This is a genomic window from Paraburkholderia phytofirmans OLGA172, assembly GCF_001634365.1.
GTDB lineage: Bacteria > Pseudomonadota > Gammaproteobacteria > Burkholderiales > Burkholderiaceae > Paraburkholderia.
Window position 1 is genome coordinate 287,844 of sequence record NZ_CP014579.1, and the last position, 25,365, is coordinate 313,208.

Here is a 25,365-nt window from a genome sequence, read left to right on the forward strand (position 1 = left end):
CAGTTGGTCTCGTATGTGGTGTAGCTGCGCGTTTTAGCTTTCGCTCGTATGCTGGACATGGGCTTTGTGTAACGCCTCGCCAATACGGGTCACGAGCGGCACGACCAATGCATTGCCCATCAACATTGCACGCGTTGCGTCGGACACACCGGGCATTTCGGTAAAGCGGCGAGGGAAACCATTGAGGGCCTCCAGCTCTTCTGGAGTCAGGCGGCGAAGTAGGCCGCTGGACTCGCGAATTGCGTGTTTTGTGCGCGCTGCGGTGGTCCCGCCTTCTGACGTGATGACCGTTCGCGACGGACGGTCTAAGGGGTCGGGGAACGACATTGCACCTTCTGAATAGTTATATGCAAAACCGTTTTTCGTTCGGGGAGTTTTCTTTGCTGCCTTCGCGGCAAGCCAATTTTCCTCGTCTTCTTGCTTGATGTAGAAAGTTGTCGGAACTGGACCAGTCTTGCGGACGATGTCCCCGAGCGTAAGCGGTGTTGCTTGACCGGTGAACTCGGTGAAGTCAGCGATTTCTGCCGCGTCGACAGCGAAGGTTCGAACTGCGCCGTCGAGCATCAATCCGCACTTTGAAAATCGCGATTTGCCATTCGAGAGGGGGCGGTAATGGAGCTGTTCGTCGAACGGGTCTGAATGAAGGTTTAACGCCGGAGTGGCACCGTCAAGTGGATTGCGAGGAACGCAGGGAAGTGCGTCGTTGAGGACTGAATGGTCAAGCCACCCGGAACTGGCGGACGCAAGGCTGGCAGTCTCCATGTTCTCGTAGACGCCTGTGGACTCATGGTAAGCAACGATGAAAATGCGTCGGCGGCGCTGCGCGTAGCCGTAGTCCGCTGCGTTGACGACTCTCCACTCAGCTGCGTACCCAAGCGAATTCAAAGTAGCAAGGATGACTGCGAAATCACGTCCCTTGCACGACGCCGGACTCGAAATCAGTCGGTCCACATTTTCGAGCATTACGTATTTGACGGGTTCGCCATCCATGATTCGCTGTTTGAGCAATGCGGCGATGGACCACCACAAAACGCCCTTTTTTCCGGCGAGCCCATCAGATTGCGACAAAGGCTTTGCTACAGAATAATCCTGACAGGGGAAGCCACCGCAGAGTATGTCCGGTGATGCTTCTCGTATTGTCTGTTGGCCTGATTCGGAAGCGAGGACGGCGAAAACGTCTTCGTTGATATGCGTTTCTTCTGGCCAATGCGTCTTGTAAATTGTGCTGGCGTGCTGGACTTTTTTTGACGGTTCAAACTGATTGCTGAATGTGACCTCAAACGGTGCTCCATGAACGGCTTCCAGGCCGAGCCTGAATCCGCCGACACCTGCGAACAGTTCTGCGACCTTAAGTGTGGCGTTGTCCTTCGTGTACGACATCCTGTTTCCTTATTGCGATGGTGGAAACAGGTGAAGCGATCGGTTTTAGCCTTTCGTCGAAAATTCTCGAAAACTTTTCGAATCATGCCGACGACATGAGATGGTGGAAGTGGAGTGCGGTTAAGGCTGGACCCGGATGCCGAGCGGCGGTGTTATCCGGAAACCTGTGAGGGCGCGTGGAAAACGCGAAAGAGAGGGCATTCCTAGCCCCGAGAGTCACTCGCCGTCTGCGTTCGCTACCGACGCGGCAACTTCGTAGTGTCGACTGGACCGAGAATATCGGATGGCATCTTGGACACGGGGGAAAGCTACATCGAGGAGCGATGTCCGGATTAATCGTGTTCTGCCGCGCCAGCCATATCGACGCAGTTGGTAATGACAATGATGTTGCGCGGGAGGTTGCAGCGTAGTCGACGTCGGATTTCGTCCTCGAACGAAAGTCCTGCGTCGTGCCAATCTGTGATGAGCGATGCGTTCGCTTCCTTGAGGAGCAGGTCCAGCTGATGTGGACGATAAGGATGAACTACCAATGCACATGAGTCTTGCGCCTTGTATACGATAGGCAGTTCGGTTTCAAATGCCTGAAACGCACGCTCGAGGCCATCGAAATCGATGAGGAGAGTTTTGTTGTTGAGGGCTAAAACGACTTTGAGGTCATTTGTGTCGCCAGACTGCAGCGCAAGCTCAGCGTAGCCAATCGACGCGTCTTTAGAATACACAATCGCCGCGATGTCCCATTGTGTTTTCGCCCGGACGACGAGGCATTTCCTCTCCGTGAATTGCTGCGCGAGTTCATCTGGTAATTCCGTTCGCGGTATCAGGAAACATGTATCGCAATGTCGTCGCGACAGGTGCCATATCTGGTCAAGCATGGGCGTTGATCGTCCGCTGAGGAACCTTCGGACTGTGGCAGGACCGGTCGCGATGACTGTATTGTTTGACTGCTCGGACGATTGAACTTCGTCACCAGGGGCGCACGTATCGTGGCTATGAATTGTCTCGGACAACGTCGGCATGGTTGCGATAATTTGATGCACGGTGGGATGGGCCCGCTACGCCGGCGATAAAAATGGCAGCGAGAGGGGATCTCGCTGCTCGACAATTAAGATTGGGATGAGAGGGTGGAAAGCTTCGGTTTGCCTATGTGGACAAGGACTTGTCCTGCTCCATATCCTTTCTTTGGATATGTCGGTTGTCCAGAACATAGATTGGCCTATCCCAGGTGGTGTCAACCGCATCGCCGCCCAATTCGGCGTATGTTGGCCGACTTCCAGACTGGGCGGTCACCCCACAAATGCATAGGTCGTGAATGAGCGACTCAGTCATCGGGACGTTCTCCAGAATTGCTGCGTCGGCGAACTGGTAAACAATGAGCAGACGCCGGGCAAACGGGGCGTTCCAGTAAGATTTAAGCGCGTGGTCTGGCAGGACGACGGTCTCGTCGCGAAGAAACAGAGCCGCGAAATGTTCGTCCTCACGCGTGGTGATGACCTTGGCTTCGTACTTCGCAGCCGTCGCTGGAAATTCTGACGCCGTTTTGTTGTGAAGCGCGACGAGGACGCAATAGTCGTCGGGCGATACGTCCTCGTTTGTCAACAGCTCGCGAGCGTGGACAAAAAATGAACATGGGTGTTCGACCGTCGCGAGATAGTCGGTGATGAAACCCATCAATTCGACATCGAGGTCGGCTGCTGAGAGTTCCTTTTGGTTGACGGATTTCTGAACCGCTTGCATATTTTTTCCTGATTTCGTGCTTCCTGTATCGACTGCCGTCCAATAGGCTTTCGGGCAGCTGGAGTTTGTATAGCTAACGCTAGACTTCGTCTTGCAATGGATTGAATTGCTAGACGCAGACTTGCGCGCAACCAGACACGTACAGACGCGCGCAACTTTTATTCGCTTTTGTCCGTATCTACTGTGGAATCGCTGGACTTCGGTACCATGCCGAAATCCTTCGCTACCGATTGAAGGATGTCGGTGACCACATCGGGGCGCTCCTGTATGAGATGCCTGACCGTAGCGTCAGCGAATTGTTCGGTTGCAAGCATTTTCACGTCGATGTCCAAGGACCCGCTGACGACGCGGTCCGGTCCTTGACTCGCCACCTCAACCGCATATTGCTCAAAGATTTCGGCTTCGCGCAGAAATGCAGAGCTTCGTACAAATGCGACCGGGTCACGATGTCTCGCCTCTTGCCTGAATTTGTCAAAGAGGTGCAGGTCTTTCGCTGGCTCCAGAGCAGTAACAATCTTGCTACCAAGGGCCATCCGAGTTTGCAGTACGCCTTTGGCCTTCCATGAATCGAGCAGCTGACATACCTCGGGGTCGCCAAAGTCGCAGACGACGAAAAAGAAGTCGGCACGCACACGGTAGCCAAGGACGAGCACAGGCCCATCGGGCGTCTGAAAGACGAGCAACGAAGTCGCAATTTTTTTGCGTGCATACCGTGCCCAGCGCGGGGAATCCGGTTTCATAAAAAGGTAGGGCTCGCCTGCGAGTGCCCTGAGCGCTTGGGGTGCGGAGTCTTCCGGTTGGTAAGTGTTGATTCGGGCGCCGATAAATGATGTCGCGTTCATAAACTGACTAACTTTGGTGGAATCGTTCGAGAAGAACTCTCGATTGCGGTTAATAGAGTGAACGAATGGTATTTGCAGTTTTCGTATAAAACAAGGGGGTTTGGAAAATATCCAAATATTTATACGTGCCAGATGGAAAATAATTCGATAATGATTTTACGGGATGCGATATTTGAATAATTTGAGTAAAATCATCTGATTATATAATTCGATATTGCTCGAATCGGGTGGATCATGATTTGCATATTCACCCTGCCGGATGATCATCGTGGCTCCGGCGTGATGTTGCACGATTCGTGGTGAGGCAAGTATTGCCTTATTGCCCGAGATAATTTGCAAATGTTGGTTTGCAAATTATCTCGTGTATCGGACGCGCGGACGGGATCGGGCCGACCTTCGGCGCTGGCGTCCAGGCGCGTAACTCAATGTCACCGCGACTACGCGAGCCGAATCGGGACGCTGATTAGCGCAATGTCATATGTCCGGCAGGAAGCATGGCCGGGGTATCGGGCTGTGATGCATGGGTTGGGTTGCCTTCAGCCCGCTAGTTGCTGGGCTAAGCCGTCATGCGCTTCCCGTTTCAGGAGCGTTCGTAGCCGCATAGCTGATCCGCAGATGTGCAAGAAAGGCGCGGCCTGCGAGACATCGCGATGTCTGCACCTTTATACGCACGGAGTCAAAGCCGTTCGGAAGCCGGGATAAAACGGCGTCGCCATACGTTGGATGCACGTACATCCAATCTCAAAAGCGGCGCTACCTGGTAGGCCATTCCTCAAGTGGGTCGGGGGCAAGTCCCGCATTCTTCAACAAATCGTTCCGCGACTTCCGCACGGCCGTCGGCTTATTGAACCGTTCGTCGGTGGTGGCGCTGTGTTCTTGGGGACCGGGTTCGAGGAGTACCTGCTCAACGACAGCAACGTCCATCTTATTGAACTGTATCGGGCCGTGTCGGAACGGCCGATCGAGTTCATGAACCTCGCGTCCTCGTTCTTCGTCGACGATAACCGTTCGTCGAGTCGATACATCGAACTGCGTACCCAATTCAATTGCGAGCCAGACAGCCTGACCCGAGCAGCGCTATTTCTCTATCTGAACCGGCACGGTTTTAACGGGTTGTGTCGGTATAACAAACGTGGCAAGTTAAACGTGCCGTACGGACATCCGGTACGCGTTCCCCGATTTCCTCGAGAGGGAATCCTGAATTTTGTCGAGAAGGCGCGAAAGGCCACATTCGTCAATGACGATTTTGCGGCCGTTATGCGAAGGGCGGTACTAGGCGACGTCGTTTATTGCGACCCGCCGTATGTGGACCCTGACGGCGCCCGGAGTTTTACGGCGTACGGGCCGGCTGGTTTCGGCATGGACAGGCAACAGGAGCTCGCCGAGCTTGCCAGAGAGCTGAGAGGGGCGGGTGTGCCGGTTGTGATTTCGAATCACGACTGCTCGGCAGCACGGGAGTTATATGCGGGCGCGAAAATTTTCACGTTCGCAGCACGACGTTCCATCAGTGCTGACGGCACCCGGCGGGGCGATGCGGGGGAACTGCTAGCCGTATTCGAGGCGTAGACATCTCTATCTGGCGGCGGCTTTAGGGAAGGGCGGCGCTAAGGTTCAAAAAAGCATTCTGTCAGGGTATGCGGGAAGTGTGCTCGTGTCAGTGGAGATTACGGGGGTAGCCTGGTTTGAGAGTCCATGTTTAGTGGTGCTGATAAGATTTCCGTCATCTGAATCCAGTTTAGAAAAAAATTCGTCGATATCACAATAGTTTCCCTCTTCAACGTCGCGTTACGCCGAGGCGAGGACTTGCAACAGTGCGGCCGTCTGCTGTTTGCGTTTATCGTCGCTATCCTGCATGGCAAGTTGCCTCCTTCGTTGGCCAACATCTTAGGTGAGATTCCGCCATTCACTGGCACGTTGCGCTGTTGAGTGGACGGTGTGCTCTGGGGTGTGGACGCGATTGACTAGATGCGTCATTTCGCCGTCTTTTTCGATCGCGGTTTTGGTTGTCGCAACCTGACATCAGGCAATCCGTCAAGTAGCTCCACTAGCTCATTTTGCTGCTTCTCCAGGTCAGCGAGAAGGCAGGGAGGCGGCTCGAATAGGTCATCAATGTACGCGAACAGCTGTTCGAATCCACTTTGCCGTGAATCGACGGTCACGAAGACGACGGCACGTGGGCAATATGTGGTCGATATCACCGAAAGAAGATGACCGAGATCATTCGTAAAGGAATTTAGGCACTTCTTCAATGCTTTTTGATCGACCAGAGCTGCGATTGAATTAATAACTTTTGCGTTGTACCGGCCCAGTTCAACTCCGGGCTTGTAACTCATGACGAGACAGGATTGTCTGGTCGCAACCTCTTCCAAGTCGTTCGCATCCCGAATCTGCTGGATTCTAACGCCATCGTTCAGGCGGAAGAGTTCTGCCGTCGTGGCGATGACGGGGACGTGGTAAAAAATATGGTCCTGGACCAGCAACCTGTTTATCTGGTGGTCCATCGCCGAAACGATCTTGGGCGCAATCGCGTACGCGAGCTGATTAAGCGCTTGCACGACAGTCTTTTCGTTGGGACCATCTGGTAGAAGCTCCACCGCTTTGCTGCACGCAGGTGCCAATTCGCGCGGAAAGTTTCCCGGGAAAGGAAATTTGTGCGGCACAAAATGATCAAACGGATGCATAAAGGCGTTCTGCCCAAACTCCTCGGGTCCCCCGTAGTGGTCCGGTGTGAAAACCCAGCGGGTACCGGGATACCGGTACTTGCACTCCACCATCAAATCAACGAAGTTCCGACCTCGAATGTACGAGGCGTCGATATCGTACGAAAACTGTCGCTCGATTGTCAGGTCGTCAGGCTTGAGATACGAGTACTCAAAATCAGCGATGCATCCTTTTGACTCGAGGTAAGTTCGCACATCGTTTTCCAGCGGCGGACCAGAGGAGAGCAGAGATTGTTGCCAAGACTTTGCCATATCGTATTTGCTGTTGTTAGTCGGGAAAGGATCCAGTCGAGAGCTTGGTCCATTTGTGCGGTCCTGGGTGAACAGTTACGCTAGCACTCGCTCGTGCGATGGCGAAGTCCATGGAGGCGAAATCGATATATTGTGTAGCAACTGTAAAGCATCGACATACGACTTCTGCCTCAGATATTCGCCAGCCATCGTAATGTCAAAGCGGTTCATTGGATCAGGCCGTCGCAGGGGCCGCGTAAGAGGCACTGCATTCCATAAGGTTTAGTGTGAGCGGGCATTTCCGCGTTGTATCCGCCCGCACCGCGCGAACGCCCGGTTGAGTTCCCGTACTTGAGTTTACCTTCAGATACAGGTTACTTTAAAACACGTCATGAAGTGCTTGCATTTCGTCCAGATGCCATCTATAAAGGTGGTGCATCTTCTCCATCTGGTAAGGCGGCGAGTGATGCAGACATCTTGTGTAGTGTTCTCCGCGCGAGCGGAGGTGAGCGGGTGAATTCAAGCAAGTTGGAATTTGCCGGATGTCTTCTCCGCGAAAGCGGAGGTCGTAGCGAAGCAGTTGCTGCGGAGGAATGGTAATTGCCGACGGCGCAAGTGGGCACGGATTCATTCCGCTGAAGCAACTCTGGCGTATTGGAGGCCGGCTTCCAGGAGACTGGAGCCGGTCTTTCCATATGGAAGAGCTCGTGAGAGTTGATCAGCGTCACGGTGCACCGGATGACGGCGGCTGAGTCATTAGAACTACAGGCTCGAGGTCGACTGCTATTCAGTGGGGACGCAGGCAACATTGGCTGTCGACGTCTCGCGTTTGAGGCTTTCACGACGCACGCCCACATGCAGTTGAGCTGGATGCAGGTCGGCGTCGTTGGGCTATAGGGAAGGCGCTCAAATCGTGCCATCGTTTGTGCCGTACGGCACGTCAAACTGAATATTAGTAAAGTCGCAAGGCAAACCGTCAGAGGGTGTATGGCTACGTTTCAGCAACTTGAGTCGCGGATCAAGAAATTAACAGATCAGGCTGAGCTGATGCGTCAGAGGAGGGTTGACGCAGTCGTAATGAACATCTGTAGCTTGATGTCAGAGTTCGGGTTGACCCTCGCAGATATCGAAAGGGTTGCTCGCCGGAAGGAGGGCAAGAAAGTTGAACGGACCGCTAAAGCTTCCGGTTCTAAACGGCCGACAACGGATACCTCTGGCAAGGCGACGGCCGCGAAATCTGGCGCGAAAAAAGTGACGTCCGGGCAGACGATAAAGTATCTTGATCCGGATAGTGGCGCGACATGGAGCGGGGTAGGGCGGCCGCCGTCGTGGATTAAGGACGCCCCGAATCGTGACGCCTTCCTGAACAGTGGCGCGGGCAAAAGCGGAAGCAAAAAGAAAAATGCGGGAAGGTGACTATGTTCGTGGCCTGCTACGGCGAGGTCGCCCATCGCGAGAGCAAACCCGAGAAACGCCTGAGACTGCAAAAGAAGATCGCGAGCGACTGAGATGATGCAATCGAAGCGTCGGTTCTCGTAAGAAATTGATATCGAGGGTGCGCCAGAGCGTCAAAAACGGTGAGTGCGGTGTGCAGGCGGTCCTCACCTCAACGAGTCTGCGTAGGCCGATCAACGTGGCTTTGCGCCCCGCTCCTGCGAATCTGTGCAGCCGGCGCAAACTTTCGCCAGCAGATGTAATCCGGTCATGGCCCTGTTACCGTAGCCACGCTTTCATGTCCTCGATGGTAACCCCTTGGACCGGGGATTCCACGGTTCCAGCGAGCTCCAGAAGCGGCTTCGATTTTGCCCGTACCAGGACGTTGCCATCGGGCATGACATGCCACACCAGCCGCGTGCCCGGCTTCACGCCTAACGCTTTCCTGACCCCGGCAGGCACGGTGGTACGGCCTCTAGTTGTCAGTCGCGATTCAGCCATGAACTTCCCCTTGAATGTTCGGGTTACGGAATACGACTCGCGCCCTCCCCGTTGTGGTCAAAGACGCAGACTTCACATGATGCTTGCGTTTGCTCACTGGCCACGTTCGCGATTTCGTCGTCCCACGATGCTTTTGGACTCAACGCGGACGGACGCCTGACTCAGTCATCCCAATCGCAGCGGTCGCTGCTCGCTCCTATGCTGCGCTTCGAATGGTCGACGAAGCAAGGCGCAAACTTGCGCGATACATCCTCAGTGATTCTCCATCGCCGATTCAGGGTGTCGCGTCCGGTTGACGCGCCATCTTATGGAGGTAAGCGACTGCTTTGAGCGGTCGGGGATGCGAAGGTGTTCGTCAGCGAGCTCAGGGCGGCTTCGTTCGCGTATCGGAAGAGTTGCCGGTTGCTAGATTTCGAAAACCGAGAGCATTGGCGTTCTGTTGCCGTGGCGACTGTCCTGTCTCGAAGCTGAAAGCCGCCCGCTCCGCCGTTGCAGGTTTCCCAAATAACGGGGCGTGCTGAGGGGGGGCCCTGCACTTTCCTGACGGCATAGGAGCTCGGCATATATCACGAACTGCAGGAGAGGAAATCCGCAGCGTCTGTCTCAAAATCTCTCGACAGGGCCAATGCGCGCTTGATGCTCGCATGTCATCCGGAACGCTAGCGACTTCATCGTATCAGCCGCCTTTTTGAGTCAAGTAACATCTCATCCAGTGGGCACGCCAAATAGAAGGCGATTTTCTCGAGAACGTCGAGCGAAAGGTCCGGCGCTTTACGCTCAATCACCCCTAGGTATCCGGGTGCCATTGCTAGGTCTCTGTTCATCTGGTTCTGGGAAATTTCCTGTCGGACGCGATGCGCGCGAACATTTCGTGCGACGACCATCTGTAAATTTCCAAGCCTTAGCTCCGTCGGCGCCCGATACTGGTCATTTGAAAAGAACGCGCTTGGATCCGTCTGCAGGGCTCTTGCCAGCTTACACACGGTTCCTAACTGAACGTTCGAGGATGTGTTTTCAATGAGATAAACCGTGTTGCGGCTAACACCAGCAATTCGCGCAAGTTCATCCCCTGACATCCCTTGGCCTTCCCTTATCAAAGTTACGGACGCGGCAAAGCGCTCCCGAGCCGATACGCATCGACGAGGCATATATAGAAAATTAGAGGTTGTCGGGCGAATGTTACACCGCGACGGGCGATTTGATGCTTGGAATCTGCCAGGCAGGTATGGGGAACAGTGCTGTATTGCAGCATCTTCCGACGAGCGACTGTTTAGTCTCGTTCTCGCAGCCATCGGGCCGGCGGACGACTGAGGGCGGCAGCCCTCAGTCGTTCATCCTAGGTCAAGCTGGGCCAACGCCTTGAAAATCAATGGAACTGGCCCAAGGTTCTGACAAGCGAGGAATTTTTACCGGATTTTGTCGAGCAACGACAACATAAGTTTGTCGGCAATGACAGACTTTAGTTGTGCCAGCAGAGTGACGCCAGCCTGTCGAGCAATCAAACCAGCCCGGTCATGTAATACACCGCGATCACAAAGAAAACCGCCATCGTCTTGATCACCGTCACCGCGAAGATATCGCGGTACGACTGGCGGTGCGTCAGCCCCGTCACCGCTAGCAGCGTAATCACCGCGCCGTTATGCGGGAGCGTATCCATCCCGCCGCTCGCCATGGCGACGACGCGGTGCAGCACTTCCATCGGAATATGCGCCGCTTCCGCGCCCTTGATGAACGTGTCGGACATGGCCGCGAGCGCGATGCTCATACCGCCCGATGCCGAACCCGTGATACCGGCCAGCGAGCTCACCGAAACCGCGGCATTGACGAGCGGGTTCGGAATGCTCTTCAGCGCATCGCTGACCACGAGGAAGCCCGGCAAAGCCGCGATCACGCCGCCGAAGCCATACTCCGACGCCGTATTCAACGAAGCCAGCAGTGCGCCTGCCACCGCTGCCTTGGTGCCGGCCGCGAAACGTTCGCGAACGCGGCCGAACGCCGTCACCACGACCATCACGATGCCGAGCAGCAGTGCGCCTTCAACGGCCCAGATTGCGACCACGCTTTTGATCGTCGTTGTAACAGGCGCATGGATGCCCGGCAGGATGTCCGGTGTGATGGTGTAAGCCGCGCCGTACCAGTTCGGAATCCAGCGGGTCAGCAGGAAGTTCGCCACGCCGACCAGCACCAGCGGCGCCACCGCCAGCAGCGGATGCGGCAGTTGCTTCGATTCGACGCGCTCCGGCTCGTTGTGCAGATCCGTGCCGTAGCCTTCGCCGGTCGCCATCGCCGCGCGGCGGCGCCATTCCAGATACGTGAGGCCAACCGCGATGATGAACAGCGAGCCGATCACGCCAAGCGTGGGCGCGGCCCAGGACGTCGTCTTGAAGAAGGTGGTCGGGATAATGTTCTGGATCTGCGGCGTACCCGGCAGCGAATCCATCGTGAACGAGAACGCGCCAAGCGCGATCGCGCCAGGCATCAGGCGTTTCGGAATATTGCTCTGGCGGTACAGCTCGGCCGCGAACGGATACACGGCGAACACCACCACGAACAGCGATACGCCGCCATAAGTGAGCAATGCGCACACCGCGACGATCACCGCATTGGCGCGCGAGCGGCCAATATAGCGGATGGCCGCAGCCACGATCGACTCCGAGAAACCGGAGAGTTCGATAACCTTGCCGAACACCGCGCCCAGCAGAAACACAGGGAAGTAAAGCTTCACGAAGCCGACCATCTTCTCCATGAAGATGCCGGAAAATACCGGCGCGACGGCGCCCGGATCGGTCAGCAGCACCGCGCCGAGGGCGGCGATCGGCGCAAACAGAATGACGCTGTAGCCGCGATACGCGGCAAACATCAGAAACGCCAGCGCGGCGAGGACGATAACAAAGGACATTGAGTCTCCAAAGCTTGGTTGTTCTACGTGTACGCCGTCCCAGTGCGTGCGACGGCCCGGCGCCCGCAAACGCAGATTCCATGCCACGCACGCTGCTGCAGCCTGCCTGTTGATTTCGCAGGCTGAAGCTCGAAACGCGATGCGGCCGATTGTACCCAAACGTCTCAAAAACGGGACGTAAATCAACGGAACATAGACCGAATTGAGGTTAAACCCTTATGCAATGTGCTTACCGGCGATCTCCGCGATGAGATAATCTTGTCTACGAAATGAGACAAGCATAAATAAACGATAGCCGGAGACAGCGACACCATGATGAACGACTGGGCGGGCCTTCCTGCCACCTACGGCGACGTACTCCGCCGGGCGATGGATTCGCTTTTCCGTACGTTCGAAAACTTCAGCGAAGGGACGTTCATCGTCGACGCCGAGGCGCGCGTCGTGTGGATCAACAAGCGCTACGCGGCGCGCTTCGGTTTTGCGGACCCGGAGCAGGCAATCGGCCGGGATTGTGAGGAGGTGATTCCCAACAGCCTGATGCGGGAGGTCGTGAACACCGGCAAACCGATTCTGCTCGACATCCTCGAAACGGACCGCGAGCCGCTCGTCGTGACGCGGCTGCCGCTTAAAGACGATGCGGGCGAAACGGTCGGCGCAGTGGGCTTCGCGTTGTTCGATGAGCTGAAGGCGCTCACGCCGCTTTTTTCCCACTACTCGCGCGTGCAGGAGGAACTGATCGCGACCCGCCGGTCGCTCGCGCAGGCAAGACGGGCGAAGTACACGTTCGGCAGTTTTGTCGGCACGAGCGCGGCCAGTCTCGAAGTGAAGCGCCGGGCGCGCCGCGCTGCGCAACTCGAGTCACCGGTGCTGTTGCTCGGCGAAACCGGCACGGGCAAGGAACTGCTGGCGCATGCCATTCACGGCGGGTCGGCGCGGGCGAATCAGCCGTTCGTGACCGTCAACGTCGCGGCGATTCCGGACACCTTGCTCGAAGTCGAATTCTTTGGCGCCGCGCCCGGCGCCTATACCGGCGCCGACCGGAAGGGACGTGTCGGCAAGTTCGAGCTCGCGAACGGCGGCACGCTGTTTCTCGATGAAATCGGCGGCATGCCGCTGCCTTTGCAGGGCAAGCTGTTGCGCGTGCTGCAGGACAAGGAGTTCGAGCCGCTTGGCTCGAACCGGATCGTGCGCGCGGATGTGCGGATCATCGCCGCGACCTCGGCCGACTTGCGAGCGTTGGTCGCGGCAGGTCGTTTTCGCGCGGACCTGTTCTATCGGCTGAACGTGTTGACGATCCAGGCGCCGGCACTTCGCGAGCGCTCGTCCGATATCGAAGCGCTTGCCTACGCCATGCTCGAGGACCTGTCGATGCAGGCGCGCGGCGCCAGTCACTTCGAATTGCAGGACGACGCGTTGCGGCTGCTGTGTTCGTACGGGTGGCCTGGCAACGTGCGCGAGTTGCGCAACACGCTGGAGCGGGCGGTGGTGCTCTCGGACAGCGAGCGAATCGATGCGCGTGCGCTGGCGCCGTTCATCGGTCCGGCAGCACACGGCGGCCATCGTCCGCACCTGTCCAGCGCGGTCTCTGGCGCGCACGCTTTAGACGCGGCTGCCGGGGCGACTTCGGGGTTGTCTGAAGCGACGTCGTGGAGCGACGCCATGGCTACGTTCGAAAAGCGCTTCCTGAGCGACGCTTTGCGCGCCAACGGTGGACGCGTGATCGAGACGGCGGTGCAGATCGGCATGGGCCGCGCGACGCTCTACAAGAAGATCGCGGCATACGGCATCGAGGTGTGACAAAGTCCGGTGGCACCGAGTGACGCAGCGTAATTGCCGCGTGGCACAATCGCGTGATCGAAAAACAAGATGTGATCGGGGTTTCTAATGAAACGCAGTCTCTCCTCTTTCGCGCGCCGGGCTTGTGCTGTGCTGGCGCTTCCCGCAATCGCCGTGCTGAACGGCTGCAGCAGCAGCGCACCGCTGTTTCTGTCCGACGGCCGCCCGACTACGCTGGTTCAATGCCCAGCAGGCTCCGACTCCTGCTCGCAGCAGGCAAGCGCGGCTTGCGGCGGCGCTTTCGATGTCGTGCGCCAGTCCCGTGACAATGGCACGCTCAGTCTGATATACGCCTGCCGGAAGAAATGACGTTATGCCAGCCGGCTGCTGGCATAACGGGATTGATAATTTCCTGCCTTTATCCCGCCGCCCGGCATGACGGCGGGCGTGTCCTCCCTGGCGCAGAGTTCGTTTGAACGGACCAAACCCGGCCATATGGCGAACTGGTGTCACACAATAGGCATATGGCCGTCATAAATATCCGCCTCTAATGCGCATTGCCAAAACGGCTATGATGCGTATTGGATATTTATCGAGCCGCTCCCAGAATATGACTCATACTGTTTACGCCCTTGGCAGAGCACGCCGGTTTCTCCATTAAGCCCAGTCGGTGCGGCACCTAACGGAGCGCGAAGATTCTTCGGAGTAATCTCGTCTGGCCGGCTCAACATTAAAACATATACGCAGATTTTGCCGGTTGCAGCGGGCCGGATTACCGGCGCAAGAAAGATTTTCCGTTTAAGTGTGCTGGGTCGAGTAATAACGGCACGTTTCATGATTTTTAAGCGAATTCAATGAGTAAGTCCGGGGAAAGCAATGAATCACCATCAACTCGAAAAAGATATCGAACATCTTGAACATGTAATCTCGCATATCTCCGGTGAAGATTGGATCCCACTGTCATATTGGCGCAACCGTATCGCGTTGGTGTCCGGGGCGGCACTGGTGCCGGCCCAGGCCAATCGCGTCAAACGGCTAGATGCAGCCCTATCGGCATTGGAGGAGCGGAAGAAAGCTGACCGTTCGCGGGGCGAGGATGACGTGCACCGTCTGATTGGGTAACGTTTTCCGCAAAAATAAGGGAACAAAACGCCTGAGGGCGCGCCGGCTCGACTCGTTCGCCGTCGCATCGCCCGGTCGATTTCGAACGCCGCGTGTACGATGCAATCGACGATTGAATGCGATGACCACAGCCGTGAGCCGCTCGCCCTGAACGGCAGTCAGTCGAAGACCACCTTGCGCTGGCCGCCCCGTGTGGGCCACCCTGCGCTGGCCACCCTCTGCGGCCCACCCTCTGCGGCCCACCCTGTGCGGGCCACCCTATCCGGCATCTTATTCGTCTGATAGTGTCCCCCAATCCCCCACGGGGGACTTCCTCCGGGGTGCCCGCCCGGCAGTTCGTCAAATCGATCGGAGTACCCGCCATGGCCTCATATAAACAGTTGACTGCTCAGCTCGAAAAACTCCACAAGGAAGTCGCGGCGGCGCGCGAAAAAGAAATCGCGCAGGCGATCGCCGATATCAAGCAGAAGGTCGCCGAATACGACCTGACAGCGGAAGAACTGGGTTTTACGAGCATGCGTGCAACGGCACGCAAAACGGCTTCGGTAGCCAAGTACCGCAACCCGAAAACCGGCGAGACGTGGAGCGGCCGTGGCCGCTCGCCTGGCTGGCTCGCGGGCAAGAATCGCGAGCGCTTTCTGATCGAAGGCTGAAGCCCCGCCGTGCATGGCGCTTTCGCTCGAAAGGCGCCGAATTTTTCTGAAGTGAAGTTGCGTCGGGTTTTTTTCGCACCGCTGAGGGGTCCCGAAAACGCTCACCTGTCGCGTGAGTTTGCAACGCGCGCCTTGAGTTTCGCGAGGCGCCTCGAACCGGAATTCGTTGTTTCGGTGAGCCTGGTTTTGTCGGATGACGCACCTTGCGGTGCGATTGCCTCTTCTGTCCCTCATGGCTGCATCATTTTCCTCGAAACCCGCGCCAGCCTTTGCTGGTGGGCGTTCCCAGGCTATGCGAAGGATTGCGCGGCCCGTCGTTCGGTTCTCGTGCCGCCTTTTCCGCGGAGTTTACCTGGCTGCTGATCCTCGCACCGTCGGTGCGTGAGCGGCCTTCCGTGTCTTCACTTTTCGCCTCGATTCGAGGTTCGCAATCGCGAGTCCCGAAAACGCTCACCTTTGCGTTCGTCTGAATGCGCAGGCCAATGCGCCACTCAATCAACGGCTCGCTGCACCACTTAATCGCCACCCAAGGCACCCCTAGGCAAACCCGGAGATGAGCCCACCTCATACCCCGGATCAAAACTCATCGATACAGGGTCGCGAAGAGCGGACAGCACAATCGGTCATCCACTCACTCCCGACGGAAAGACCATGAGCGTATCGACGGACAACCAACTCTTTATCGGCGAAGGATTCGAAGGCCCCGGCGTCAACCTCGCGCACATCAACGTACTCGTCGGTCCGCGCAATGGGCCTGCGGGACAGGCCTTCGCCACCGCATTGGCTACTCCTTCTGCGGGGCATGCACCGTTTGTCGTGATCGCGAGGCCGGGCGTGCCGACCAAGCCGTTGACGCTGTATGTGAACAAGGCGCAGATCGGCAGCGACTTCCACGGCAACGCAACGTGGGGCGCCTCGCAGGCTGGTATTGCCAAGGCAGTGGCCGAGTCGCTGGAGAACGGCACGCTGCCGCCGGAAGCGGAAAACGATTGGGTGGTGGTGTCGGCGAACTGGGTCAATCCGGGCACCGACGATCTCGACGCCGTTTTCGAGAACAACTACCGCGCGTGCAAGAACGCGATTCTCGCGGCAATGAAGGGTCTGCCGCATCGCGACGAAGTGTTCGCCGCTGCGCGCGACGTATCGAACCCGTTCTATACCCCGAAACAACGTTAATCACGCGCAATGCGGTCGCGCGCCGTGAGGGGCGTGCTGCTGGGTGCGCGACTGAATGCGATCAGGAAGGAGACAAGCACTATGGAATACATTTGCCTCGGCCACTCGGGCCTGAAGGTGTCGCGTCTGTGCCTCGGCACAATGAACATGGGCACGCCGCAATGGAAGCCGTGGATCTTCGACGAAGCGCAGAGCGAGCCGATCGTGCGCCACGCACTGGAAGCCGGTGTCAATTTCATCGACCTCGCCGATTTCTATTCGACCGGCGTGGGTGAAGAAGTGGTGGGCCGCATTTTGAAGCGCGTCGCGCGGCGTGAGGAGATTGTCGTGACGACCAAGGTCGGCTACGACATGGGCACGTATCAGAACGCCGGTGGCCATTCGCGCAAGCACATCATGGACGGTATCGACGCGTCGCTCGTGCGCCTCGGTATGGATTACGTCGATATCTACATGCTGCATTTCTTCGACGTGAATACGCCGGTCGAAGAAACGATGGGTGCGTTGAACGATATTGTGTGCGCGGGCAAGGCTCGCTACATCGGCGTATCGACGATGTACACGTGGCAGTTCGCGAAGATCATGCAAGTGTGCGAGCGAAACGGCTGGCATAAGCCCATCAACATGCAGTTGCAACTCAACCTGGCCTATCGCGAGGAAGAGCGCGAAATGATTCCGTACTGCCAGGATCAGGGCATCGGCGTGTCCGTGTTCAGTCCTTTGGCGCGTGGTTTGCTGACCTGCGATCCGAACTCGACGCGTAACCAGACCGATTTCTTCACCGCGCAAATGTACGGCGATCCGGCATCGCTTGAGATTGCCGCGTCGGTGGCGCGCGTGGCGGCGCGGCGCGGTGTGTCGGCGGCGCAGATTGCGCAAGCGTGGGTGCTCAATCATGGTGGCGTCGCCAGCATGCTGGTCGGCGCGGATACGCCGGCGCAATTCGACAGCGCGCTGGCCGCGCTGGGTACGAAGCTCTCCGCCGACGAACTGTTCGAACTCGAACGCAATTACACACCGTGCGATCTGATTAACGACTACACCGCGGGAAAACGCATCGCTCGCGAAGCGCGGCTTGCGCAAGGCGTGTTTGTCGAGAACCTGGAGAAGGCAGCGTGAACGAATTTCTTCGAACCGGGCATTACATAGATGGCGAGTGGTACGAAAGCGCGAGCACGTATCCCGTTCTGAATCCTGCAACGGGCGAGGTGATCGCTCAAGTCGCCAAGGGCGGCGCCCCGGAAACGATGCAAGCCGTCGCCGCGGCGGAGCGAGCCTTTCCGGTATGGCGCTCGATAACAGCCAAAGAACGTGGCGCGCGTGTCAGACGCTGGGGCGAGTTGATGCTCGAAAACCGCGGCGCGCTCGCCGAACTGCTGACCCGCGAACAAGGCAAACCGCTCGCCGAAGCACGTGGCGAAGTCGGCTATGCGGCGAGCTTCCTCGAATGGTTCGCCGAGGAAGCCAAGCGCAGTTATGGCGACGTGATCCCGAGCCCGAATCCGAACGCGAAGATCATCGTGACACGCGAACCGGTCGGCGTGGTCGCGGCGATCACGCCGTGGAATTTCCCGCTCGCGATGATTACGCGCAAGGCCGGCCCGGCGCTCGCGGCAGGCTGCACGATGGTGCTCAAGCCTTCTGAAGAAACGCCGTTGTCCGCCTTGGCGCTGGCGGCACTGGCAGAGAAGGCCGGCATTCCACCCGGCGTGTTCAACATCGTTTCCGGCGATGCAGTCGCGATCGGCGGCGTGCTGACTGAGTCGGAGGTGGTGCGCAAGCTGTCGTTCACCGGCTCGACGCGCGTCGGCAAACTGCTCGCAAAGCAGTCGGCGGATACGCTGAAGAAGCTGTCTTTGGAGCTTGGCGGCAATGCGCCCTTCATCGTATTCGACGATGCAGATATCGACGCCGCCGTGCAGGGCGCGATGGCGTCGAAATTCCGCAACACCGGGCAGACCTGCGTGTGCGTGAACCGCTTCTACGTGCAGGACGGCGTCTACGACGCGTTCACGCAGGAGCTGACACAAGCCGTGCGGAAGATGCGAATCGGCAACGCGCTGCAAGGCGAGGTTGAGCAAGGCCCGCTGATCAACCAGGCGGCGCTGAAGAAGGTGGGGGCGCACGTCGCCGACGCGTTGCAGAAAGGCGCGAAGGTGCTGACCGGCGGCAAACCGCACGCACTCGGCGGCACATTCTATGAGCCGACCGTGCTGATCGATGCGTCGAAGTCGATGCTGATCGCCGCGGAAGAAACCTTCGGCCCGGTGGCGGCGTGCTTTCGCTTCAAGACTGAAAACGAAGCCGTCGCGGCAGCCAACGACACACCGTTCGGCCTCTCCGCCTATTTCTATACGCGTGATTTGGCGCGTGCATGGCGCGTTGCGGAAGCGCTGGAGAGCGGCATGGTCGGCATTAACGAAGGGATTCTGTCGACCGAAGTCGCGCCGTTCGGCGGCGTCAAGCAATCGGGCCTCGGCCGTGAAGGTTCGAAGTATGGGCTCGATGAATACACGGAACTGAAGTACATGATGATGGGCGGGCTCGGGCGCTGATTTCGTCCCACGCGTTCATCTCACGCGTTCGCCTGGCGTATCGCATGTCGAGGCATGCGGCGAACAGCGAGGCGAACGACCAGATAAACAGCGAAGCGAATAACGAGCCGAACTGCCCGGTTTGGCGCGGCACTGGCATCACGCCGGTGCTGCGCGTACCGACACATACCTACAAGGAGACAGCGTGAGCAATCAGGATAGCCAGGCGGCCACTCTCGACCTCGCCCCCACTTTGCCGTCCGCCGCAGCGTCGGCCGTGCACGGCCCCATTCCTCTCGACGACGTTCCGCTGAACGCGTTCCACGTCAAGATCGCCGGGCTGACGTTCGGTGCCCACTTTACTGAAGGATTCGCACTCGGCACGATCGGCTATGCGCTGGCGTCGCTGAATCGCCAGATGCCGCTCGACGCGTTCTGGATGGGCATGATCGGCAGTTCCGCGCTGATGGGCATCTTTGTCGGCAGCCTGGTGTTCGGCTGGCTGTCGGATCGCCTGGGACGACAGAAGATCTTTCTGCTGAGCTTCCTGATCATCGCCGCGGCGGCGTTTGCGCAGTTCTACGTGAGTTCGCCATTCGAGTTGTGTCTGTTGCGGGTGTTGATCGGCTTCGGCATGGGCGGCGATTTCGCGGTCGGGCATGCGATCCTCGCCGAATTCTCGCCACGCAAACATCGCGGCACCTTGCTCGGGTCGTTCAGCGTGGTGTGGACCATCGGCTATGTGGTGGCCAACGTGCTCGGCATGCAGTATGCGGACGCGTCGCCCGATGCATGGCGGTGGCTGCTTGCGTCGGCCGGCATTCCGGCGCTGATCGTGCTGATTTTGCGTATGGGCACGCCTGAATCGCCGCGCTGGCTGCATGGCAAGGGACGCGTTGCTGAAGCCAAAGCGATCGTTCTCAAACACTTCGGCCCCAACGTGACACTGAACGACGGCAACGATGAACACGCGCACATGCCTGGTGGCTTCATGCGCCTGTTCAAGAAAGACCTGATCCGCAGAACGATCTTCAATTGCGCGTTCTTTGTGTGCCTCGTGATTCCCTATTTCGCGATCTACACGTTTTTGCCCACCATTCTTAAAGCGATCCATTTGGACAACAACTCCAGCACGGATTTTCTGTTGAACGGATTCCTCGTGCTTGGTGCGCTGATCGGCATCTGGCTCACCATTAAGTTATCGCGCCGTGCGTTTCTGATTGGCTCGTTCGCAGTGACATGTATGTCGCTGGTTGCGTTGAGCTTGCTGCCGGAGTCCGCAACGCTCGCGATGATCGTCGCATTCGCGATCTTCACGCTGACGATGTCCGCGTTCTCGAACCTTGTTGGCGTGTTCCCTCCGGAGTGTTTTCCGACCGAGGTGCGCGCGTGCGGCGTCGGGTTGGCGATTGCGTGCAGCCGTCTTGGTTCGGCGGTCGGTACGTTTTTGTTGCCGCTCGGCATCCTCCACCTGGGCTTTCACGCGACGATGATGGTGCTGGCTGTTGTACTGCTGATCGGCATGGTAGTGTCGATTGCATGGGCGCCTGAAACGAAGCATCTGACCTTGAACGAAGCCAGCGGCGCGTAGTCCGCAGTTAGCGCTGTTTAGAAACCCCGCCGCATTGGCAACGATGCGGCGGGGTTTTTTTTATTTGTTGCGCGAGAGCCGAGCGGAGTTTCCCCAGGTATTTTTCGGAAAAGTCTTAATCGCCGATCAGGGTAAAGATCATGTCTGTCAGATGTATTTGACTCAATCCTAAGGGTAGTCCTAGGACTTTAAGAATCGTCTTAGGTACTTCGACAAAGCGGAATCTTAATATTGGTTTGCGCCTGAACGATAGGCCAATAGTTCGAAACACATACCGCCACTTTCTGGCTTAGAACATTGGAGCGCCCGGGGGCTAATGGCGAGTCTTGTCCAATTTCGATTCGCCGTTGAATCGCAAAATTTCTTAACTCACTGGAGCAGTAAACATGAAAGCAATCCTCCCCGCACTCGCAATCGGCGGCCTGTTGGGTCTCGCATCGTTCGGCGCGAGCGCCGCAGACGGCACGATTACCATTAACGGTAGCATTACCGACACCACGTGCTCGATCAATGGCGGCGAAGCCAGCAAGAAGATCGTGCTGCAGCCCATGACGGCCAGTTCGTTGTCTACCATGGGCGCAACTGCCGGCACGTCGATCCCCACCGACCTGGCATTCACGCTGACCGGCTGCACGGGCGGCGCAACGAAGGCAATCGCCAACTTCGAAAACGACACCACGGTCGACCCGGTCAGCGGCAACCTGAAAAACACTGGCGGCACCGCAAAGAACGTGCAGATCCAGTTGCTGAACGCGGGCATGAACCCGATCAATATCACGACCAACTCGAACAACAAGCTGGCGGATGACGGCGTGGCGATCACTGGCGGTGATGCCACCCTGCAATACTTCGCGCGTTACTTCGCCACGGGCAAGGCCGAGGCCGGTTCCGTGAACACGTCAGTGCAATACACGATTCAGTATCAGTAAGCGCTGACCGGAGGCGTTCACGCGGGTGAGCGCCTTTTTAACGGTTCTTTTTCAAGATTAAATTTAAAGGTGATGGTGATGAAACTGCTCAAAAAAATGACGATGGGAATCGGTTTTGCCTGTGCGCTGCTTGCTGGCAGCGCACAGGCAAGCGTGACGATCGGTGGTACGCGAGTGGTGTATCCGCTCGAGCAGCGCGAAGTCACAGTCAAGCTGGATAACGACAGCAACAGCCCATCGCTCGTGCAGGTATGGATGGACGATGGCAACGCGGAAGCGAAACCGGGGGACATCAAGGTGCCGTTTGTGATTACGCCGCCGATCTTCCGCATGGATGCGAAGAAAGCGCAGACGCTGCGCGTGACGTACAGCGGCGAAGCGCTGCCGCAGGATCGCGAATCGGTTTACTGGCTCAACGTGCTGGATATCCCGCCGAAGGCCGACGCAGCGCCCGACGCCAACGTGCTGCAGCTTGCCTACCGCACCCGCATCAAGGTGTTCGTGCGTCCGGCCAAACTGCCGGGCAAGGCCGAAGACGCCCCGGCACAGTTGAGCTGGAAGGTCGCCGCGTCGCCGAATGGCAAGGGCCAGGCGGTGAGCGTATCTAACCCGACACCGTACTACGTGTCGTTCAGCGAAGTCGATGTCGAGAGCGGCGGTCACACGTTCAAGAACGGACGGGGCGGCATGGTTGCGCCGCACGCGACTGAAGTGCTACCCGTCGAAAAGATGAATGCAGTGGCAGCAGGCGCGAAGGTTCACTACAGCGCGATCAGTGACTACGGCGGCGCCATCGAAGGCGACGCGACGCTCGGTCAATAGACCGCAGCCTTGCCCGCCGGGCGGCAGCCTTCCGCCCACAACTCAACCTTTCTCGCATACGGCGTGCGTTGCACAGGCAACGCACAGGGATGACGCACGCCTGTTGGAAGACATCGGAAGTCGGTCAAATCATGAAGCACTCACCTCGCCATCAATCGCAAGTTTGCGCCCGTGAAGTTCCCGATCCGCTCGGCTTGCACCCTATCGCCGCGGTTGTCATGTCGGTGTTCGCGGTCCTGGGAGGCGTCCAGTCGGCGAACGTGAATGCCGCAGAGACGACTTCCGCCCCTGCCGTCCAGTTCGACACGACATTTTTGCGCACCGACCCGACGCAGACCGTGGACGTCTCGCGATTCTCGCAAGGCAACGCGGTGTCCCCCGGCGTTTATCCCGTCGATGTCTTCATGAACGATATGCGTGTCGCACACCAGGACGTGCGTTTCGTGGCTGCAAGCGAAGGACAAGGTGCGCATGCATGTCTCAGCCGGCAGATGCTGGAAAAGCTTGGGGTCGATTTTGCCAAGGTGAATGCGGATAGCAGCGTCAAGGCGGCAGCGCATGTGCCTGCTGACACGGGCGCCGATGCTCATGGAGCGGATAGCAAGCAAGCCGGCGATTCGGCCGTTGCCCATGCAGACGAATGTGTCGATCTTGCCGCCCTGGTGCCGCAAGCGACGGTCGACTTTGATTTTTCAGAGCAGAAGCTGATGCTGAGCGTGCCGCAGAAGTACATGCGCAACGCCGCACGTGGCTATGTGCCGCCTGAGATGTGGCAAAACGGTGTGAACGCGGGTTTCGTGAGTTACAACGCGAACACCTACCATACCGCCGGCTCGGGCATGGATTCGACCCAGAGCTATCTGGGCCTGAACGCTGGTGTGAATATTGGCGCATGGCATTTCCGCCATCAGTCGTCTGTCTCGCAGGCGACCGGCCAGGGCACACAATTCAACAATATCGCTACGTATGTGCAGCACGACCTCACGGCGCTGAAGTCGCAGGTGACGTTGGGCGACGGTAGCACGACGGGTGATGTGTTCGACAGCGTGCAGTTCCGTGGTGCGCAGATTGCCACCGATGACCGCATGCTGCCCGACTCGCTGCGCGGCTATGCGCCGGTTGTGCGCGGAACGGCCGAATCGAATGCACGTGTGACCGTCAAGCAGAACAATCAGGTGATCTACGAAACCAGCGTTTCACCGGGGCCGTTCGAGATCAAGGATCTGTATGCGACCGGTTACGGCGGCAATCTCGATGTGACCGTCACCGAAGCCGATGGACGTACCAAGACCTTTACCGTGCCTTATGCCTCGGTGGCGCAGTCACTGCGGCCGGGCACCACGCGCTTCTCGGTGACGGCCGGGCAGTTGCGTAACGACAGCCTTGAAAACAAGCCGAACTTCGCGCAGTTCACGTTGCAGCGCGGTTTGACGAACATGCTGACGGCCTACGGCGGCGGCATAGCGGCGAATGGTTACGTGTCGGCCGACATCGGCGTGGCGCTCAACACGAAATTCGGTGCGGTTTCCGCCGACGTGACGGGCTCTCAGACTCAGGTTCCGAACCAGAGCACGATGCGCGGCACGAGCCTGCGTATCGGTTACAACAAATTCGTTGACTCGACCGATACGAATATTGCGGTTGCAGCGTACCGCTATTCGACGGCTGGCTTCATGAATCTGTCGGATGCCGCATCGGTGCGCGATCAGGCAATGCGGGGTGGCGATATCAATTCGGTCTATCGGCAGAAGAACCGTTTTCAGCTCACGGTTAACCAGAATTTCAAGGATCACGGCAGCGTGTTTCTGAGCGCATCCGCGCAGCAGTACTGGAACCACAGCGGCAGCGATACGTTCTATCAGGCCGGCTACACGAACAGCTACAAATACGGCACCTACAGCGTGACCGCAGGTCGCACGCGAAACTCGGACGGCTCGATGTCGAACCAGTACATGGTCAGCACGACGATCCCGCTGGGTCATAGTCAGCATGCGCCGCTGATGTCGACAAGCCTGTCGAGCTCGGGTGGCAGCACCAGTATGCAGGCCAACGTGAGTGGCTCGCTGGGTGATAACAACCAGTATTCGTACAACGCGTACGGTACGTATGGGGCTGGTAACGGCAGTAGTTCGTCCAATACGGGTGTGAGCGGCACGTACCGCGCGCCGTATGCGCAGATGACCGCCTCGGCAAGTGCGGGCTCGGGTTCACGCCAGGTGTCGGCCGGTATCAGCGGATCAATCGTCGCGCATCCTGGTGGCGTGACGTTGTCGCAGACGGTTGGCGATACCTTCGGGATTGTCGAAGCGCCGGGTGCAGAAGGTGCAAGCGTGTCGAGTGCGTCGGGTGTCAAGATCAACAGCCGGGGTTATGCGGTGGTGCCGTACCTGACGCCTTACGGGATGAACACGGTCGATATCGACCCGAAGGGCACGTCGACCGATGTCGAGTTCCAATCGACTTCAGAGCAGGCCGTGCCGCGGCTTGGCTCTGTAGTGATGCTCAAGTACAAGACGGTGAATGGACGTGCAGCGTTGATTCGCGCGCCGCAACTCGGTGACAGGGCGTTGCCGTTTGGCGTGGATGTGGTGGATGGCAATGGACACACAGTGGGTGTGGTGGCTCAGGACAGCCGGATTTTTGCGCGAGGTCTGGAAGACAAAGGCTCGCTGTTCGTGAAGTGGGGCGCGGCAGCGTCTGAGCAGTGCCAGATTGATTATGTGCTGCCGAAGTCGACGGGCAAGGCGGGTGCTGCATACACGTCAGTGCAGGGACATTGCCTTGGCACAGGGGAATCGCTTCAGGCGGCATCCGCGACGGGTCGCGAAGAGCAGAGTCACGTTGCCGGGTCGAATCCTGACCATGCAGTAGAACAAGCACATTGAACTGACTTTTAGAACGGCAAGTGCCTGGTGGAAGGCCTTGCCAGGAGGTACTCGTGCTCACTGTCAAATATCGTTGTGTTTCGAGTATCGGGACAATTGCAGGACCGTAGGAAAAGTAAATCTTACACCGCAAGGA

General features: G+C 57.9%; 22 protein-coding genes. 14 read left to right on the forward strand and 8 right to left on the reverse strand.

Annotated elements, in window-relative coordinates; translation table 11 throughout:
* Positions 1-33: 33 nt before the first annotated feature.
* The 4 genes from dcm to AYM40_RS21670 all read right to left on the reverse strand — a co-directional run bounded on the left by dcm (position 34) and on the right by AYM40_RS21670 (position 3,956).
* Positions 34-1,380 carry a DNA (cytosine-5-)-methyltransferase gene (gene dcm, locus AYM40_RS21655; protein WP_063498330.1) on the reverse strand — a complete coding sequence of 449 codons (1,347 nt, stop codon included), beginning with the start codon at positions 1,378-1,380 and terminating at the stop codon, positions 34-36.
* 332 nt (positions 1,381-1,712) lie between these two features.
* Positions 1,713-2,252 (reverse strand): hypothetical protein, encoded by a 540-nt coding sequence (locus AYM40_RS21660; RefSeq protein ID WP_148662272.1) that lies wholly within the window; start codon positions 2,250-2,252, stop codon positions 1,713-1,715.
* A 268-nt stretch (positions 2,253-2,520) separates the two neighbouring features.
* The gene (locus tag AYM40_RS21665; protein ID WP_063498332.1) at positions 2,521-3,114 is read right to left on the reverse strand and encodes a hypothetical protein; all 594 of its coding nucleotides are present in this window, start codon (positions 3,112-3,114) and stop codon (positions 2,521-2,523) included.
* Between the two features lie 158 nt (positions 3,115-3,272).
* Positions 3,273-3,956, reverse strand: a complete 684-nt coding sequence (locus tag AYM40_RS21670; RefSeq protein WP_063498333.1) for a hypothetical protein — start codon at positions 3,954-3,956, stop codon at positions 3,273-3,275.
* Between the two features lie 723 nt (positions 3,957-4,679).
* Here AYM40_RS21670 and AYM40_RS21675 point away from each other — a divergent pair.
* Entirely contained in the window at positions 4,680-5,522 is an 843-nt protein-coding gene (locus tag AYM40_RS21675; protein ID WP_063498334.1) for a DNA adenine methylase, read from the forward strand.
* Positions 5,523-5,926: 404 nt separating this feature from the next.
* On the opposite strand, the gene AYM40_RS21680 is transcribed toward AYM40_RS21675, so the two are convergent.
* Complete coding sequence (locus AYM40_RS21680) at positions 5,927-6,928, reverse strand: hypothetical protein (RefSeq protein WP_148662273.1); 1,002 nt, start codon at positions 6,926-6,928, stop codon at positions 5,927-5,929.
* 966 nt (positions 6,929-7,894) lie between these two features.
* On the opposite strand from AYM40_RS21680, the gene AYM40_RS21690 reads away from it, so the two are divergent.
* Complete coding sequence (locus tag AYM40_RS21690; RefSeq protein ID WP_063498337.1) at positions 7,895-8,323, forward strand: H-NS family nucleoid-associated regulatory protein; 429 nt, start codon at positions 7,895-7,897, stop codon at positions 8,321-8,323.
* A 297-nt stretch (positions 8,324-8,620) separates the two neighbouring features.
* Here the strand turns inward: AYM40_RS21690 and AYM40_RS21695 are convergent, their stop codons facing one another.
* The 3 genes from AYM40_RS21695 to AYM40_RS21705 form a co-directional block, all read right to left on the reverse strand.
* Positions 8,621-8,842: an AbrB/MazE/SpoVT family DNA-binding domain-containing protein gene (locus AYM40_RS21695; RefSeq protein WP_063498338.1), complete on the reverse strand. Its 222-nt coding sequence runs from the start codon at positions 8,840-8,842 to the stop codon at positions 8,621-8,623.
* A 668-nt stretch (positions 8,843-9,510) separates the two neighbouring features.
* Positions 9,511-10,134 (reverse strand): helix-turn-helix transcriptional regulator, encoded by a 624-nt coding sequence (locus tag AYM40_RS43765; RefSeq protein ID WP_082855235.1) that lies wholly within the window; start codon positions 10,132-10,134, stop codon positions 9,511-9,513.
* Positions 10,135-10,340: 206 nt separating this feature from the next.
* Complete coding sequence (locus tag AYM40_RS21705) at positions 10,341-11,741, reverse strand: GntP family permease (RefSeq protein ID WP_063498340.1); 1,401 nt, start codon at positions 11,739-11,741, stop codon at positions 10,341-10,343.
* 312 nt (positions 11,742-12,053) lie between these two features.
* Here AYM40_RS21705 and AYM40_RS21710 point away from each other — a divergent pair, with 312 nt between their 5' ends.
* The 12 genes from AYM40_RS21710 (at position 12,054) to AYM40_RS21760 (ending at position 25,229) form a co-directional block, all read left to right on the forward strand.
* Complete coding sequence (locus AYM40_RS21710; RefSeq protein WP_063498341.1) at positions 12,054-13,538, forward strand: sigma-54 interaction domain-containing protein; 1,485 nt, start codon at positions 12,054-12,056, stop codon at positions 13,536-13,538.
* Positions 13,539-13,625: 87 nt separating this feature from the next.
* The gene (locus tag AYM40_RS21715) at positions 13,626-13,886 is read left to right on the forward strand and encodes a hypothetical protein (RefSeq protein ID WP_063498342.1); all 261 of its coding nucleotides are present in this window, start codon (positions 13,626-13,628) and stop codon (positions 13,884-13,886) included.
* A 507-nt stretch (positions 13,887-14,393) separates the two neighbouring features.
* Complete coding sequence (locus AYM40_RS21720) at positions 14,394-14,639, forward strand: hypothetical protein (RefSeq protein ID WP_063498343.1); 246 nt, start codon at positions 14,394-14,396, stop codon at positions 14,637-14,639.
* A 362-nt stretch (positions 14,640-15,001) separates the two neighbouring features.
* The gene (locus AYM40_RS21725; RefSeq protein WP_063498344.1) at positions 15,002-15,292 is read left to right on the forward strand and encodes an H-NS family nucleoid-associated regulatory protein; all 291 of its coding nucleotides are present in this window, start codon (positions 15,002-15,004) and stop codon (positions 15,290-15,292) included.
* 651 nt (positions 15,293-15,943) lie between these two features.
* Entirely contained in the window at positions 15,944-16,468 is a 525-nt protein-coding gene (gene fae / locus AYM40_RS21730) for a formaldehyde-activating enzyme (protein ID WP_063498345.1), read from the forward strand.
* An 81-nt stretch (positions 16,469-16,549) separates the two neighbouring features.
* Positions 16,550-17,587, forward strand: coding sequence for an aldo/keto reductase (locus tag AYM40_RS21735; RefSeq protein ID WP_063498346.1), 1,038 nt, complete (start codon positions 16,550-16,552; stop codon positions 17,585-17,587).
* Entirely contained in the window at positions 17,584-19,023 is a 1,440-nt protein-coding gene (locus AYM40_RS21740) for an NAD-dependent succinate-semialdehyde dehydrogenase (protein ID WP_063498347.1), read from the forward strand. The genes AYM40_RS21735 and AYM40_RS21740 overlap by 4 nt, the downstream gene beginning before the upstream one ends.
* A gap of 44 nt (positions 19,024-19,067) precedes the next feature.
* Positions 19,068-19,211 carry a hypothetical protein gene (locus AYM40_RS41460; RefSeq protein ID WP_158515303.1) on the forward strand — a complete coding sequence of 48 codons (144 nt, stop codon included), beginning with the start codon at positions 19,068-19,070 and terminating at the stop codon, positions 19,209-19,211.
* Entirely contained in the window at positions 19,208-20,593 is a 1,386-nt protein-coding gene (locus tag AYM40_RS21745; RefSeq protein ID WP_063498348.1) for an MFS transporter, read from the forward strand. Before AYM40_RS41460 ends, AYM40_RS21745 begins: the two co-directional genes overlap by 4 nt.
* A gap of 386 nt (positions 20,594-20,979) precedes the next feature.
* On the forward strand, positions 20,980-21,522 hold the full coding sequence (locus AYM40_RS21750; RefSeq protein WP_063498349.1) for a fimbrial protein: 543 nt from the start codon (positions 20,980-20,982) through the stop codon (positions 21,520-21,522).
* A gap of 78 nt (positions 21,523-21,600) precedes the next feature.
* On the forward strand, positions 21,601-22,344 hold the full coding sequence (locus tag AYM40_RS21755; protein WP_063500613.1) for a fimbria/pilus periplasmic chaperone: 744 nt from the start codon (positions 21,601-21,603) through the stop codon (positions 22,342-22,344).
* Between the two features lie 131 nt (positions 22,345-22,475).
* Positions 22,476-25,229, forward strand: a complete 2,754-nt coding sequence (locus AYM40_RS21760; protein WP_063500614.1) for a fimbria/pilus outer membrane usher protein — start codon at positions 22,476-22,478, stop codon at positions 25,227-25,229.
* Positions 25,230-25,365 lie beyond the last annotated feature (136 nt).

Excerpts from the sequence above, each read along its gene's own strand:
- AYM40_RS21675 (WP_063498334.1), top strand. The coding sequence starts at position 4,680 with ATGCACGTACATCCAATCTCAAAAGCGGCGCTACCTGGTAGGCCATTC.
- AYM40_RS21690 (WP_063498337.1), top strand. The coding sequence starts at position 7,895 with ATGGCTACGTTTCAGCAACTTGAGTCGCGGATCAAGAAATTAACAGAT.
- AYM40_RS21725 (WP_063498344.1), top strand. The coding sequence starts at position 15,002 with ATGGCCTCATATAAACAGTTGACTGCTCAGCTCGAAAAACTCCACAAG.
- AYM40_RS43765 (WP_082855235.1), bottom strand. The coding sequence starts at position 10,134 with ATGGCTGCGAGAACGAGACTAAACAGTCGCTCGTCGGAAGATGCTGCA.
- AYM40_RS21720 (WP_063498343.1), top strand. The coding sequence starts at position 14,394 with ATGAATCACCATCAACTCGAAAAAGATATCGAACATCTTGAACATGTA.
- AYM40_RS21750 (WP_063498349.1), top strand. The coding sequence starts at position 20,980 with ATGAAAGCAATCCTCCCCGCACTCGCAATCGGCGGCCTGTTGGGTCTC.
- AYM40_RS21670 (WP_063498333.1), bottom strand. The coding sequence starts at position 3,956 with ATGAACGCGACATCATTTATCGGCGCCCGAATCAACACTTACCAACCG.
- dcm (WP_063498330.1), bottom strand. The coding sequence starts at position 1,380 with ATGTCGTACACGAAGGACAACGCCACACTTAAGGTCGCAGAACTGTTC.
- AYM40_RS21660 (WP_148662272.1), bottom strand. The coding sequence starts at position 2,252 with ATGCTTGACCAGATATGGCACCTGTCGCGACGACATTGCGATACATGT.
- AYM40_RS21760 (WP_063500614.1), top strand. The coding sequence starts at position 22,476 with ATGAAGCACTCACCTCGCCATCAATCGCAAGTTTGCGCCCGTGAAGTT.
- AYM40_RS21680 (WP_148662273.1), bottom strand. The coding sequence starts at position 6,928 with ATGGCAAAGTCTTGGCAACAATCTCTGCTCTCCTCTGGTCCGCCGCTG.
- AYM40_RS21665 (WP_063498332.1), bottom strand. The coding sequence starts at position 3,114 with ATGCAAGCGGTTCAGAAATCCGTCAACCAAAAGGAACTCTCAGCAGCC.
- AYM40_RS41460 (WP_158515303.1), top strand. The coding sequence starts at position 19,068 with ATGTCGAGGCATGCGGCGAACAGCGAGGCGAACGACCAGATAAACAGC.
- AYM40_RS21735 (WP_063498346.1), top strand. The coding sequence starts at position 16,550 with ATGGAATACATTTGCCTCGGCCACTCGGGCCTGAAGGTGTCGCGTCTG.
- AYM40_RS21755 (WP_063500613.1), top strand. The coding sequence starts at position 21,601 with ATGAAACTGCTCAAAAAAATGACGATGGGAATCGGTTTTGCCTGTGCG.
- AYM40_RS21705 (WP_063498340.1), bottom strand. The coding sequence starts at position 11,741 with ATGTCCTTTGTTATCGTCCTCGCCGCGCTGGCGTTTCTGATGTTTGCC.
- AYM40_RS21710 (WP_063498341.1), top strand. The coding sequence starts at position 12,054 with ATGATGAACGACTGGGCGGGCCTTCCTGCCACCTACGGCGACGTACTC.
- AYM40_RS21715 (WP_063498342.1), top strand. The coding sequence starts at position 13,626 with ATGAAACGCAGTCTCTCCTCTTTCGCGCGCCGGGCTTGTGCTGTGCTG.
- fae (WP_063498345.1), top strand. The coding sequence starts at position 15,944 with ATGAGCGTATCGACGGACAACCAACTCTTTATCGGCGAAGGATTCGAA.
- AYM40_RS21695 (WP_063498338.1), bottom strand. The coding sequence starts at position 8,842 with ATGGCTGAATCGCGACTGACAACTAGAGGCCGTACCACCGTGCCTGCC.